General features: G+C 48.3%; 14 protein-coding genes. 11 read left to right on the plus strand and 3 right to left on the minus strand.

The genetic code is table 11. The features are described 5' to 3' along the window. Positions 1 to 71 precede the first annotated feature (71 nt). From mmsB to fnr (ACJJI6_RS19870), 4 genes are all read left to right on the plus strand, one after another. On the plus strand, positions 72 to 977 hold the full coding sequence (mmsB, locus tag ACJJI6_RS19855; protein WP_475711852.1) for a 3-hydroxyisobutyrate dehydrogenase: 906 nt from the start codon (positions 72 to 74) through the stop codon (positions 975 to 977). 397 nt (positions 978 to 1,374) lie between these two features. Continuing rightward, positions 1,375 to 2,073: an OmpW/AlkL family protein gene (locus tag ACJJI6_RS19860; protein ID WP_444896042.1), complete on the plus strand. Its 699-nt coding sequence runs from the start codon at positions 1,375 to 1,377 to the stop codon at positions 2,071 to 2,073. A gap of 123 nt (positions 2,074 to 2,196) precedes the next feature. Next, entirely contained in the window at positions 2,197 to 3,579 is a 1,383-nt protein-coding gene (gene hemN, locus ACJJI6_RS19865) for an oxygen-independent coproporphyrinogen III oxidase (RefSeq protein WP_475711853.1), read from the plus strand. 73 nt (positions 3,580 to 3,652) lie between these two features. Then, positions 3,653 to 4,378, plus strand: coding sequence for a fumarate/nitrate reduction transcriptional regulator Fnr (gene fnr, locus ACJJI6_RS19870; protein ID WP_444916193.1), 726 nt, complete (start codon positions 3,653 to 3,655; stop codon positions 4,376 to 4,378). Positions 4,379 to 4,430: 52 nt separating this feature from the next. Here fnr (ACJJI6_RS19870) and ACJJI6_RS19875 read toward each other — a convergent pair whose 3' ends face one another. Then, positions 4,431 to 5,495 carry an adenosine deaminase gene (locus tag ACJJI6_RS19875; RefSeq protein WP_475711854.1) on the minus strand — a complete coding sequence of 355 codons (1,065 nt, stop codon included), beginning with the start codon at positions 5,493 to 5,495 and terminating at the stop codon, positions 4,431 to 4,433. Between the two features lie 259 nt (positions 5,496 to 5,754). Here ACJJI6_RS19875 and ACJJI6_RS19880 point away from each other — a divergent pair, with 259 nt between their 5' ends. From ACJJI6_RS19880 to ACJJI6_RS19895, 4 genes are all read left to right on the plus strand, one after another. Continuing rightward, entirely contained in the window at positions 5,755 to 6,621 is an 867-nt protein-coding gene (locus tag ACJJI6_RS19880) for an SDR family oxidoreductase (RefSeq protein ID WP_475711855.1), read from the plus strand. 217 nt (positions 6,622 to 6,838) lie between these two features. Then, complete coding sequence (gene fnr / locus ACJJI6_RS19885) at positions 6,839 to 7,561, plus strand: fumarate/nitrate reduction transcriptional regulator Fnr (protein ID WP_444896046.1); 723 nt, start codon at positions 6,839 to 6,841, stop codon at positions 7,559 to 7,561. 400 nt (positions 7,562 to 7,961) lie between these two features. Next, positions 7,962 to 8,624 (plus strand): putative adhesin, encoded by a 663-nt coding sequence (locus ACJJI6_RS19890; RefSeq protein WP_444907215.1) that lies wholly within the window; start codon positions 7,962 to 7,964, stop codon positions 8,622 to 8,624. A gap of 362 nt (positions 8,625 to 8,986) precedes the next feature. Then, entirely contained in the window at positions 8,987 to 9,688 is a 702-nt protein-coding gene (locus tag ACJJI6_RS19895) for a putative adhesin (protein ID WP_444896048.1), read from the plus strand. 68 nt (positions 9,689 to 9,756) lie between these two features. On the opposite strand, the gene ACJJI6_RS19900 is transcribed toward ACJJI6_RS19895, so the two are convergent. Together ACJJI6_RS19900 and ACJJI6_RS19905 are read right to left on the minus strand one after the other, a co-directional pair. Continuing rightward, complete coding sequence (locus tag ACJJI6_RS19900) at positions 9,757 to 10,200, minus strand: SpoIIAA family protein (protein WP_282931190.1); 444 nt, start codon at positions 10,198 to 10,200, stop codon at positions 9,757 to 9,759. Positions 10,201 to 10,229: 29 nt separating this feature from the next. Beyond that, on the minus strand, positions 10,230 to 10,805 hold the full coding sequence (locus tag ACJJI6_RS19905) for a hemerythrin domain-containing protein (RefSeq protein ID WP_444896049.1): 576 nt from the start codon (positions 10,803 to 10,805) through the stop codon (positions 10,230 to 10,232). 480 nt (positions 10,806 to 11,285) lie between these two features. Here ACJJI6_RS19905 and ACJJI6_RS19910 point away from each other — a divergent pair, with 480 nt between their 5' ends. The 3 genes from ACJJI6_RS19910 (at position 11,286) to glyA (ending at position 13,909) form a co-directional block, all read left to right on the plus strand. Next, on the plus strand, positions 11,286 to 11,774 hold the full coding sequence (locus ACJJI6_RS19910; RefSeq protein ID WP_475711856.1) for an outer membrane beta-barrel protein: 489 nt from the start codon (positions 11,286 to 11,288) through the stop codon (positions 11,772 to 11,774). Positions 11,775 to 11,926: 152 nt separating this feature from the next. Then, complete coding sequence (locus ACJJI6_RS19915; RefSeq protein ID WP_445355629.1) at positions 11,927 to 12,421, plus strand: porin family protein; 495 nt, start codon at positions 11,927 to 11,929, stop codon at positions 12,419 to 12,421. A 219-nt stretch (positions 12,422 to 12,640) separates the two neighbouring features. Further along, positions 12,641 to 13,909 (plus strand): serine hydroxymethyltransferase, encoded by a 1,269-nt coding sequence (gene glyA, locus ACJJI6_RS19920; RefSeq protein WP_475711857.1) that lies wholly within the window; start codon positions 12,641 to 12,643, stop codon positions 13,907 to 13,909. Positions 13,910 to 14,052: the final 143 nt, after the last annotated feature.

Here is a 14,052-nt window from a genome sequence, read left to right on the forward strand (position 1 = left end):
TATCGTATTTACCGAGCGTCCCGGGCTGTTAATCGCCAGGGATACCAACAACAAAATAGGGAGTGGCTTTTATGGAAAAGATAGCCTTTTTTGGTTTGGGTAATATGGGTGGCCCCATGGCTGCCAACTTGGCGAAGGCCGGCTATACCGTAGCGGCATTTGATTTGAGCCCTGTTGCTCTGGAACAGGCACAGCGAGACGGCTGCCTGCCCTGTGACAGCGCCCAACAGGCTGTTGAGGGCGCGGATATCGTAATTTCCATGTTGCCCAGTGGCGACGCGGTGAAAGGGCTCTACCTAGGAGAGGCTGGGTTGTTGCAGCAACTCCCGGCCGATACCCTGATTATCGACTGTTCGACTATCTCCGCAGAGGATGCCTGCCTGGTCAGCCAGGCTGCCGGGGAGCGTGGGTTGAGAGCGATAGATGCTCCGGTATCCGGTGGTACAGCTGCAGCACAGGCGGGGACGCTTTGCTTTATGTGCGGCGGGGATGAAGCGGCATTTGATGCAGCGCGGGCCCCGCTGCAGGTGATGGGCAGTAAGATATACCTCGCCGGTGCTGCCGGTGCCGGGCAGGTGGCAAAGATCTGCAACAATCTGTTGCTCGCGATCCATATGACCGGTACCGCAGAAGCTTTACAGCTGGGAGTGGATAAGGGGCTGGATGCCAAGGTACTGAGCGATATCATGCGGGAAAGTTCAGGTAATAATTGGTCCCTGGCTAACTACAATCCCTACCCGGGCACTATGGAGAGCGTGCCTTCGGCAAAGGGCTATTCCGGCGGTTTCAGTGTGGCATTGATGCTCAAGGACCTGGGACTGGCTATGGATGCCGCCTCAACCAGTGCATCCTCTACTCCGATGGGAGCCCTGGCGAAAAATCTTTTCCAACTGCATGGCGCCAGTGAGGAAAACCGGCAACTGGATTTCTCCAGTATTCAGAATATGTTCCGGCGCCCGGCGGGCAGCCTTACTTAGCGCCTGTTTAAAGGCCTTGCACCACAGTCTGGCAATGTCGGCAGTGGTGCAGTTTTGGCCTGGTTTGCTTGCCCTCAACCTTGTCACCTAAAGAAAAAATTTGCGGTAGTTCTCAATTTGGCAAGATCGTATCAAATACCATTGAGTGCTCGGTTCCCTCGGACTTTCTGAGCCGCTATCTTCCCCGCCCCTTCCCGGAAACGGGTCTCCCTTAAACAGCGCAATTATCTTGCTGCTGCACATTCCAATGGATTTTTTTCCAGGTAATTCGGCAGCTTGATTTGGATCAAGCAGCCTCAGGCAGCCAGCGAGTAACCTGTCCGCGACTTGTGATTGTGCCTGGAGGGGGGCCCTTCCTGAGTCGGGAAAAATGCCTAATCGCTTTATGGAGAAGTTAATGAATCGTATAACTGCTTGTGCGACAGCCGCTTTGACCGCCGTACTTTCTGCACCCGCACTGGCCTATGAACAAGGCAGTTTAATTCTGCGCGGTGGCATGGCCACTGTAGCACCCGATGCTAATTCCAGCGTACTTTCCTTGAATGGAACCGGCATCGACCAAACTGGTGTTGATGTGGATAACGGTTCCGCACTGGGCCTGACCGGCGTCTACATGTTCCGCGATCATTGGGGTTTGGAACTGGTTGCCGCAACGCCGTTCAGCCACGATATCGAAGTTGTTGGCGAGGGCCTGGGCAGTTTCAACCTGGGGGAAACCAAGCACTTGCCGCCGACTCTGTTGGTTCAATGGTATCCGATGGAGCCACAGTCCAACATTCAGCCGTATGTTGGCCTGGGTGTGAACTACACCGCTTTCTTTGATGAAGAAATCAGCAGCACCGCCGATAGCGCTTTCGAAGGCCTTGGCGCCACCGGTGATGCAGAACTGTCCCTGGACAATTCATTTGGCCTGGCAGCAGAAGCCGGTATCGATTTTACCTTCGGTGCCGATCAACGCTGGCTGTTCAATATGTCTGTGTTCTGGATGGACATCGAGACCGACGCCAAAGTCAAAGTACCTGGCCTGGGTGAAGTGACTGCCAATGTGGATATTGATCCGCTGGTTTACATGGCTGGTCTGGGCTACCGCTTCTAAAAGGTAGCAATAAATAGGTCTGGGGTAGAGCAGTCACTGTGGTTTTCTGGTCGAAGACCCGGTGGCTGCTTTTTTGTTTGTGTCGGATTTCCAAGCAAACTACCGAACGAGGTGTGAATGAATATGAAGCAAGAGATTAAAAGCCCCGTGGGAGGGTTGTCTGAAGAACTCTTATCCCGTTATAGCGGACCCTGCCCGCGCTACACTTCGTATCCTACCGCCGATCGTTTTCACACATTAAATGGAATTGAGCCCTGGGCAGCACTGCAGGATATTCGTAGCTTGTCCCTTTATGTTCATATTCCTTTTTGCCGTTCTCTCTGTTACTTCTGCGCTTGTAATAAAGTAATCACTCACCAGTATGGACTGGCTTCCAGTTATCTGGATCACTTGCTGCAGGAAGCCCAGTGGTACCGGGATAAGGTGGCTGATGTCCCCGTTACCCAATTGCACTTGGGCGGTGGTACGCCGACATTCTTGAGTGATAGTGATATGCGTCGCTTAATGGGAGGGCTGGCTGAAGTTTTTGATTTGCGCCCAGGCGACGGGGTTGAATACAGTATTGAGGCCGATCCACGTACCCTTGAGTTAGAGACCCTGGATACCCTGCGAGAACTGGGTTTTAACCGCTTGAGCCTGGGGGTGCAGGATTTCGATATCGAAGTTCAGCGTTCAATCAATCGTATCTGCAGTGCCGACCAAGTCACGGAGTTGACCGTAGCGGCGCGTGAGCGCGGGTTTGAGTCCATTTCCTACGACCTGATTTACGGACTACCCAAGCAGGGGCTGAGCAGCCTGCACCGCACTTTGGATAAAGTGCTGGAGCTGCAACCGGACCGCATCGCTCTCTATCACTATGCACACCTGCCACACCGATTTAAGGCCCAGCGCCTGATTGATACGGATTTAATCCCTTCTGCTGCAGAAAAAGTGGCGATGCAGCTGGCGGCTGTAGAGCACCTGGGTAAGGCGGGGTATGAATTTTTGGGGATGGATCACTTTGCCCGTCCTGGGGATGAACTGGCTAAGGCAGCCCATGCCGGTATGCTGCAGCGCAATTTCCAGGGTTACACCCTAATGCCGGCAGATGCTTTGGTCGGTCTGGGGGCATCGGCGATCAGCTACAGTCGCGATGGCTATTGGCAAAATTTACATCGCTTAAAAGAATATACTCAGGCGATTGGAGAAGGAAAATCTGCAGCCTGCCGCGGCTGGTTAATGGATGATGAAGATCATTTGCGCCAGTGGATTATTAGTGAATTAATGTGTCGTTTGCGCCTGGATAAAAACCTTGTTGAACAGCGTATAGGTGCTTCCTTTGAGGAGTATTTCTCTGAGGAATTAGCGCGCTTACAGCCTATGTTTGACGATGGTCTAATTTATCAGGATAACGAAAATATTATTGTTACCGAGGAAGGCCGCTGGTTCGTGAGAAATGTTGCCGCTGCATTTGATATGTATTTGCACAGTCAAGAAACAGATGCGAAATATTCACGTGTTCTATAGCTACCGGCAGGAGACTAACGGCTCGACAGCCGTTACAATTGCGGCAAATTAGTTTACCGACCGGTTTAGTATGATGGATTCCTCTACAGCTGTTAGTTGCGGCAACTGTTCAGTCAGGCGTTTGTGCTTGCCAGCTGGTTTGTGTCAGTCTGATATTGATCGGCTAGAGCAGATCACGCGTCGAAAGAAAATAATTAAAGCGGGGGAGACCCTTTACCGAGCTGGCGATCCATTTGCCAATCTCTATGCAATTCGCTCAGGTAGTTTTAAAACTGTGGTGATTGCCGCAGATGGTGACACTCAGGTCACCCACTTCGCTTTACCTGGGGAACTGCTCGGTCTGGATGCCTACAGTACTCGGGTACATCCGAGTTATGCGGAAGCATTGGAAGACAGCAGTGTTTGCCTGCTGCCTTTTACTCAACTGGAAATTTTGGCCCAGCAGGTGACAGCCCTGCAACAGCAGATTTACAGCATTTTTTCTGAAGAGTTGCGCCAGGAAAATGATATTTTAATGTTGTTGGGCAAGCGCTCTGCCGATACTCGTTTGGCGGCTCTTCTGATTAATATTTCCAGCCGTTACGCTCGCCGTGGATACTCTCACAGTGCGTTTGTTTTATCGATGCCGCGCACTGATATCGCTAATTATTTGGGTTTGACAGCGGAAACTGTCAGCCGGCTTTTCTCGCGCTTTCAGCGAGAAAAATTAATTAAGGTGAGTGGCCGATCAGTTGAGATTATTAATTTAATTGAACTCAGTGAGCTAGCGGGTACTCACTGCGGATATGATGAAGACTGAATTTTGAAATAGTGTCCTGGCTTTATGGTCAGTCAGGACACTACCCAATCCACTAAACTTCAGCAACCGTTTCGATTGCTGATATTGCCTCCGCCCACTTTTCTTTATCTGCCTCTGAAATGTAGCTCGCTTTAAAACTATTCAGGGCCAGTTTTTTAGCCTGCTCTTTAGTCATGCCCAGACTTTCGCTAAGGGCCAGATAATTTTTATTAACGTAACCGCCAAAGTAAGCGGGATCATCTGCATTAACAGTGACACACAGGCCGCGCTCGAGGAGTGACAAAATGGGGTGTTGGCTCATATTGTCGTACACACAGAGTGCGGTATTGGAGAGCGGGCAAACGGTCAGGGGGATATTTTCCGCTTTCAGGCGCTCAATTAGTGCTTCGTCCTCAACGCAGCGAACCCCATGGTCGATTCGGCTCACGTCCAGAAGATCGAGAGCCTCTACAATATAATCGGCAGGCCCCTCTTCACCAGCGTGGGCAACTCTCTCAAGCTCTAGCTCTTTGGCCATAGCAAAAACTTTCTCAAATTTGCTGGGTGGATGACCCAGCTCAGAAGAGTCCAGCCCTACACCTTTTATTAAGTTCAGGTATGGTTTTGCCGCTTCCAAGGTGGCAATTGCTTCTTCTTCACTCAGGTGGCGTAAGAAGCACAAAATAAGGTGACTACTTATTCCCCACTCATTTCTTGCATCATCAAGAGCGCTGTTAATACCCTTGATAACCACACCGATATCAATGCCCCTCTCTGTATGGGTTTGGGGGTCAAAGAAAATCTCTGTGTGGACAACATTGTCTTCACGACAGCGCTTGAGATAAGCCATGGTCAGATCATAAAAATCCTGCTCATGGATCAGGACCGAAGCGCCTTGATAATAAATATCGAGGAAGGACTGTAAATTATGAAATTTATAGGCTGCTTTAATTTCCTCAATACTGGAAAAGGGAATTTCAATATTGTTGCGCTTGCTCAACTCGAACATTAGCTCCGGTTCCAGTGAACCCTCGATATGGAGATGAAGCTCGGCTTTTGGCAGTGCTTTCAAAAAGTTCAAATCGGCAATGGACATAGAAATACCTTGTTGCGGGACTACCTGTGAACGTGAATGCACCTGAGGCTATCCAACATTCCGACTCACAGAAACTGTCTGGGCTATAAAAGGGCGCTAATGGTATCAGGTTACGCCCTCTGAGAATAAAGCTGGCGGAGCTTATTTTACGGCTTACTCTGACTCGCCAGCCCTATTGTTCAGCCGCAGCCAGATTCATCGCCAAAAATACACCGGTCGGTTTACTTAATGCCATTCACGTGTATACTGCACTGAGTAGTTTACATTTTGAGATTGATTAACGGATACTGAGGAGAGAGCAATGAGTAAGGTTGCCTTGATTACCGGGACTTCCACAGGGCTGGGGCAGAGTCTGGCGCTGCAAATGGCTAAGCAGGGGTTTAGGGTCTTTGCCACCATGAGAGATCTCTCCAAGGCCGACCAGCTGATAAATGCGGCTCCTCAGGGGGCGGCTCTCGAAGTGATGGAATTGGATGTAACAGATTCTGACAGTATTCAGAACTGCGTAGATACCATTATCCGGCATGCTGGGCGTATCGATTTATTGATCAACAATGCTGGCGCTGGTTTTGTAAAGACCACTGAACACGCCAGCGAAGAAGAGATACGCTGGGTGACGGATGTGAACTACCTCGGTGTAGTTCGCTGCACTAAAGCAGTCTTACCCCATATGCGCGAAGCTCGTAGTGGACACGTTATCAATATTTCATCAGTGGGTGGGCTAGTTGGGCAGCCGTTCAATGAGCTGTATTGTGCGGCAAAGTTTGCTGTTGAGGGTTATACAGAGGCCCTGGCAAGTTATATTACCCCTGCCTTTAATATTAATTTTACCGCTGTCGAGCCCGGTGGAATCCACTCAGAGTTTGCCAATAATGTGCTTTCGCAGTTGGAGCGGAGCCAGGGGTATCCCGAAGATGAATACCAGGGGGTCTTCAATCAGTATATTGGTGGTATGAGGTCGCGAAGCCCAGAGCAGACAGCTGAGATATACCAGACATCTGACCAAGTAGCCGAGGTGGTTTTACAAGTGGTACAGGCTGAGGAGCCACCTATTCGGGTCAGAACATCCAAGTGGGCCAATGAACTTTGCAATTTTAAGAGCGGTATGGATCAGGATGGCAAAAAACAGCAACGAATGGTAATCGAAAGCTTTTTACCTGAGTTTTAATCTTTTAACTTTTAAAGAAATATAAAAGTTGCTTTTAATGTGAAACTATCTTTTAACTTTACGAATTTAGCACATAGGGCAAGTTACTAACTACCATGTGTGTCGCTTAGTATTATGGAGTGTGTTTAGCAGGACAAGCCGGTTACGAAAGAGTCAAAAAGCTGATTCATGGCCGGTAATAGTATTACTGTCAGTAAAAGAATTTGGTTGCCTAGCTATGACCAAGTCAGCGCAGGCCGTAAGTTGTAGTAACTGTTCAGTCAGGCGTTTGTGCTTGCCTGCAGGGCTGGTGCAGGCAGATATTGACCGGCTTGAACGGGTTACCCGCAAGAAAAAGGTAATTAAAGCGGGTGAAACCTTGTATCGAGCAGGTGATCCATTCCAAAATCTCTATGCGATTCGCTCTGGAAGTGTCAAAACGGTAGTCATTGGTGCAGATGGGAATATCCAGGTAACACATTTCGCCCTTCCTGGTGAGCTGTTGGGGCTCGATGCTTATAGTAGTCGGGTTCACCCCAGTTATGCGGAGGCGCTGGAAGACAGCAGTGTGTGCTTGTTGCCATTTGACCAACTGGAAACCTTAGCTCAGGAAGTTCCAGCACTGCAGCAGCAAATCTATAGCATTTTTTCCGAAGAGTTGCGGCAGGAAAATGAAATCTTAATGTTGCTGGGAAAGCGTGCTGCTGATGCTCGCTTAGCGGCATTGTTGATTAATATTTCCAGTCGCTATGCATGTCGTGGTTACTCCCCCCGTGAATTTGTACTCTCTATGCCGAGAACGGACATCGCCAATTACTTGGGGTTAACAGCGGAGACGGTGAGCCGTTTATTTTCGCGTTTTCAGCGAGATGGACTGGTGAATGTTAGTGGTCGAATGGTTGAAATCCTTGACTTGCTGGCGTTGAGTGAATTGGCTGGAACCCATTGCGGCTACGACTGATAGCCGTACAGGTTTTTCACTTTTCCAATTGATTTTCTGGAACCTAACGCTTCTTTTTTATATCGGCTATTGAGCACGCTGGCGCATAAAGCCTCCTAATTTTAATTTTTATTCCTTGTCTATTTCGGCAGTATCTGGGTCATTTTGGCCAGAATAGCTGCGAATACTGCCGCCTCAAAAGGGTACGATGGTTCTAATTGAGTGCCGCTATTTTGGAAGTGTTTTCTTTTCTCCTTTGTTTAAGAGGGTTTGGCTGTATAGCCTGGATATTTGTAGTTCTCTTGCCTGGTATTTTTTGTATTTCACACCTCTAGCAAATATCCAATAAGCCATAGTAGCCTTTGTCACAGAGCGCTAGTCAGTAAGCCTCAAAAAAATAAGAAGTGAGAGGAAGGGAAGTATGCCTGTCAGAGAATTTGATCTAGTTAAGATTTTTGCAGCGGAAGGAACACAAGTGGGAGATGCTCCCAACCTGGTAATTTCTGCTCACGGTGCAACAACCAAGCAAATTTTTTATCCCAAAGGGCACGGAGGGGATAACCTCTTTTTCTTTTCTCCCCATGGTTATTCTCTAAATGATCCAGGTATTGGTAGCGTCTTGAGTGGCAATGCCAAATATCATGAGTGGGTTGGTAAGGGAAAGGTTTGTCATAACTATACCCTGAGCAAATATCAGGGGTATCACGGGTCAACAACCGGTCAGATTCTAGGCCGCGTTACTCGCCATTTTATTAAAGGTGAGAGCTATGCTGATGTGCAAAAGGCTGTAGATAATGCCCATGAGCACAATGAGAGGGTGCGAAATCTGGATCCCAATAATCCCATGCATCAACCTTATATTAAGAAAGGGGTTAAGCCGGTAATGTCGGCGGACTTATTGACTATTCGCAATAGAGTAAAAATGGATAACCCCACCTTAGTGGATGTTCTAAACATTCTGCATAGAAATAATCTTCACTATGAAAATATCTATTGTTCTTTTTGTCGAAGCGAAGTGAGTTTTAGCAATATCCTTATTGGAACTCCATCCTGGGACAGCAAAATGCAGCGACCAACCACCTAAACGGTGTCTTCTAACTTCGTATTCAATTCTTAAGTAGAGAGAAGATGGTGCCCGTTAAGCTAGAAATGTGAATGCATTTTTATTATGGGTCACCATCTACCAATTTGTTACAGCTCACTTCCTTGAGCTTGCCGGGCCTAAACTGTTTTCCTCAATTCCTCCTTATTTTTGTCATATTTATTTCATACCTCACTTATTTGACTAATACTTAGTCCAAAAAATTTTCCTCTTCGTGACTAATGTCAAAAATCATGCAATAAAACTTGAGTATGGATGATTGGTCATAGTAGGTTGTTAGTACGGTTGTTTTGTTTGGAGGGGTGACCCTCTTATTTCTGTACTCGACGTTAGATAGGTGTCATATGCCTGTTCGTGAATTGGATTTAGTCAAAATTTTTGCACCGGAAGGTACCAATGTTGGGGATGCGCCGTCCCTGGTGATTTCTGCCCACGGTGCCGCAACCAAGCAGGTTTTTTATAATAAAGGCCACGGTGGCGACAACCTGCTTTTCTTTGCACCTCACGGTTACACGTTGGAAGATCCTGGACTACAAGATGTTGTAGATGGGAAAGCAAAAGTTCATGAGCATATTGGCAAGGGTAAGATATGCCGTAACTATATGTTGAAAAAATTCCAGGGGTACCACGGCAGTACAGCCGGACAGATTTTTGGTCGCCTATCGCGCCGATTTATTAATGATGGTGAGAGTTACGCTCAGATTCAGAATGTTGTGGATGAAGCCCATAATCACAATGTGAAAGCTATTCGGAATCAGGCAAGACTGCAGCAATATGACTTAAATGATCCCTTTCAAAAGTCTCTGTATGACGCAAAAGTTGGTGCTTCTTTGTACACCACAAAGATGGAAGCTAACTTCTTGACGATTCGAAATAGGCACAATCAAAAGAGTCCAACCCTGGCTGATGTGCTCAATATTCTGCATCGGAACAACTTACACTATGAGAATATTTACTGTTCTTTTTGCCGTAACGAGTTGAGCGTAGGTAATCTTATATTGGGAACGCCTTCCTGGGACAGTAAAAAGAGGAAGGTGAATACTTAGAAATAAGTAACTGAGTAATTTACGGGTAAAAAAAGGGGGGCGTAAACGCCCCCTTAATCCACTACTTATCAGGAGTGTGTGGAGAAAGCTAATTCCTTTTCAGATTCCTTGTGACCAATACCCGTCTTCCTTGTTTCCTGTAGCCAATCCATGGCCTCTTGTTGCTGTTTGAAATAGCGGACTTCACCGCTAACAAACCAGCTCCCGACTTTTGTGGCTATTTGCTGCCACTCCTCATCCCCAAGTACAGCGACATGCGAGAATTCATTGCCGTGCTTTAAGGCCAGCTTGAACTCATCCCAGATCGCGTGCATCCCCCAGCCCTCGAAATCCCGAAGATCAATCAGCAATTGAACCTGAGGTTTTTTTACCCCTTCCAGAGCATATTCTAATAGTGGTGTTATATGCTCATAATCCTCATGGGTTAACTCACCAATTGCCTTTATGTAAAGGAAAAACTCATCATTTATGCGTTCCATGCCAATGGATATGCCGTGGCGTTTAAACTGCATTAACATTTCCTCCCTGCTGTTTTGGTGACCTAAGCTAATGCCTGCGCGGGCATTTGATGTTGTGTCAGATCTTCGTGCAGGGACTCGTAAATTTTTCTGGTTGCCCTGTCGAAATATCTGCAGCTTAATTCACTGACCTGTTTCTGAATATAAATCCAGTCGGTAGTCCCCAGGTACTGTTCGATCTGTGGGAAAATAGATTTATTTTCCAAGTCCATATGCTTGCGTTGCAGCTTCAGGTAGGTGTTGCAAGCTCCTTGCAGCACTCTCCGTTCAACGGTCGCATCATTGGCAATAGCATAAAATAAAGCGCACATGTGTTTTGTCGCTGCGGCTATATTTTCATGCTGCATTTGCGCTTCGTAAATTGATTCCCTGTCATGTACTGGCTTAGTCAACAGCCGGGAAAATATTAAGTCCTCAACTGGGTGGTGATATCTATCCGGGTACGCCGATAAATAATCCAAAGCATCAAGGATCAGTGACAAGGTGTTTGGATCGCGGTCGCCGCAGCCAAAAAGATCCAGGAGTAATTGCTCAAAGGCGTTGAGCAACTCTTGCATATGTTTATGGTCACAGCACAGTTGTCGGTAGATGGCATTCATCCCAGACCTCCGCGATTTGTCGATGGGTCTATTGTTGCCATATGTACCAATCCAAAGTTGATTTGGATCAAGTGAGGGGGACTTAGTGGGACTCAAGGTGGAATTTACCGCTACCTACTCAGGGGAGGACTGGGGTTATCAATAGGTATGAGGCTGACCATGCCGCTGAATTCCTTGGTTCAACTCTTATCTGTACCTCGTTGTATTTGACCACAAGATAAATTAAACCTATTTTCGAGTAGCCCTTTCTTCAGTTTTTTCCACAAGTACGCTCTTCTGTCGGACCTAGATAAGGGTGTGTTTGATCCTTCATATTTTAATAATTTCTAATGACGTGTTGTTGCACATTTAAGCATGCTGCGATGTTTCCCGTTGTTCAATAAATTTATTGGTGTTGAAGTCGTAGGTTGTCATCGAATTATTCCGCAGCGCCCTATTTGTGTGTCACGACAAAGTTAATGCAACAGGATGGGAGTGTTAATGAAAATAGTTAAGGCTGGTATAGGTGTGCTGGCACTCGTTGTTTCAGCGGGCGCAATTGCCGAGGGCGTCTACTGGGGGGGTGTGGCCGGAATAGCTGATTTTGATTTCAAGGGGGTCGATAATCCACTGAATTTGGGACTGCGAGCAGGTTATGTGCGGGCCTCGGGTTTTGGGGTGGAAGGTGAATATACCAGTTCACTATTAAGTGGTGAGACTGAGGCTTATGGTCGGAATGTGGATGTAGACATACGTACTCTTGCTACTTATGCGACTTACAGAACAGAGGGGGACTGGTACCTGAAAGGACGCCTGGGCCTTCTCTATGAAGACGTTTCTGTTGGCAGCGAAAGTAGTGATGACTTGGGTGTCAGCTTAGGGGCTGGAATTGGTTATAGCCTGAATGAAATTTATCACCTGGAGCTTGAGTACACCGTATTAGAGAAGGATGTCAGTTATTGGTCAGGCGGGTTTAGGCTGAGATTTTAATTGTCCCTTTCCTAAATTTAACTAATGGAGACATCTCTTTTTAGAAGCTCCTAGGTTACATTCTGACTTGTCTAAGTGAACACTTGTGCCAATTGATCATGTCCCTATAATCCCTGCCCTTTGATCAGACTTCGAGATTTAAGGGGAAGATGGTGGGCTTTAATCTCAAGGCAATGGCTGCAGTTACCGCTCTGTTGTGTTCCGCTACCGCTTATGGGCAGGGTGCGTATATCGGTGGCGTTTTCGGTGTTTTGGATGTTGATGCCAGGGGGGAGAGTCCTTTAAATGGGGGGATTCGAGCCGGTTATACCTGGGGTTCTGGCTGGGGATTCGAGGCAGAAGTCACCGACTCTGTCATTGATGGTGAGTTCGACTACTACTGGTACGATTACAACTACTCCCTGGCAACACAAGCTGTTTATGCCACCTACCGCAGCCCGGGCAACATTTATCTGAAAGGTCGTATCGGCTACCTCCATGAGGAGTTGGAGATAGATAATTGGGAGAAAGAGTACTCGGATAACGGGGCATCTGCCGGGCTCGGGGCTGGTTTCAAACTGACCGACGAGGCGACCCTGGAACTGGATTACACCATCATTGAGTCCGACGTGAATTACTGGTCTGGCTCTGTGGTGTACAAATTCTGACCGTCTTTTCAAGGTGGACGGGTTGGTCCCGCCACGTCTCTGCATTTGCGCATTCATGCTGCCCTTGGTGTACAATGCGCGCCTTTCTAAAATGCCCAGAATGCATTGAGCAGTAGGGCCATCCCACGCTGGGAGCCTTTGGTCCTACTCATAAGTCTGGGCGCTGTGGTATCGAGTTTTACAAGCCTCTACTCAAGCCCGCTTTACCGAGGGAACACCATGTTTGATTCATCTGTCACTTTAGCTTCTTACGACCCGGAAATTTGGGAAGCCATCCAGGAGGAAGACTCTCGTCAGGAAGACCATATCGAGTTAATCGCCTCTGAGAACTACACCAGCCCAATGGTAATGGAAGCTCAGGGCAGCAGCCTGACTAACAAGTATGCCGAGGGCTATCCAGGCAAGCGTTATTACGGCGGTTGTGAGTACGTGGACAAAGTGGAAACCCTGGCCATTGAGCGCGCCAAGGAGCTGTTTGGTGCTGACTACGCCAATGTGCAGCCGCACTCAGGATCACAGGCTAATGCGGCTGTTTACCAGGCGCTCTGCGCCCCAGGTGACACTGTACTGGGCATGAGTCTGGCCCACGGTGGCCACCTTACCCACGGTGCCCGCGTTAACTTTTCCGGCAAGATCTACAATGCAGTGCAGTACGGTCTGAACCCGGAAACTGGCGAAGTGGATTACGAGGAAGTTGAGCGCCTGGCGCTTGAACACAAGCCGAAGATGATCGTGGCTGGTTTCTCTGCCTATAGCCGAGTGATGGATTGGGCGCGTTTCCGCGAGATCGCTGACAAAGTGGGAGCTTACCTGTTTGTGGATATGGCTCACATTGCGGGCCTGGTTGCCGCTGGTGAGTATCCCTCCCCAATCTCCCACGCCGATGTTGTGACTTCTACTACTCACAAAACCCTGCGTGGCCCCCGCGGCGGTATCATCCTGGCGCGCGCCAACGAAGAAATTGAGAAGAAGCTCAACTCCGCCGTATTCCCCGGTGGTCAGGGTGGCCCGCTGATGCATGTGATCGCGGCGAAAGCGGTTTCTTTCAAAGAGGCCATGACCCCTGAATACAAGGCCTACCAAAAGAAGGTTGTGGAAAATGCCCGCGCAATGGCGGAGACCTTCCTCGATCGCGGTATCAACATTGTATCCGGTGGAACCGATGATCACCTGATGCTGGTTGACCTGATTGGTAAAGAGTACACCGGTAAGGATGCGGATGAAGCCCTGGGTAACGCCAACATCACCGTTAATAAGAACGCAGTACCCAACGACCCGCGCTCTCCTTTCATTACCAGCGGCCTGCGTGTCGGTACCCCGGCAATCACTACTCGCGGCTTTGGTGTAAAGGAAACCCAACAGCTCACTCACTGGATCTGCGACGTGCTGGACGCACTGGAGAATGGTGATGTTGAAGCCACTATCGCCGATGTGAAGCAGAAGGTTCTGGGTATTTGCGCAGAGTTTCCTGTGTATAAAAAAGGCTGATCAGCATTGCTGACAAAAAAGCGGCTCATAGAGCCGCTTTTTTTATGTGTCCCTGTTGAACTTGCGATGCACTGTGGCTGTGCGTGCCGCGGTCACACAGTGCAACGGCTGTGGTAAACTGCGGCCCATTTTCCATTCCGGGG

It is taken from the genome of Microbulbifer maximicatervae (SeqCode), assembly GCF_056232625.1.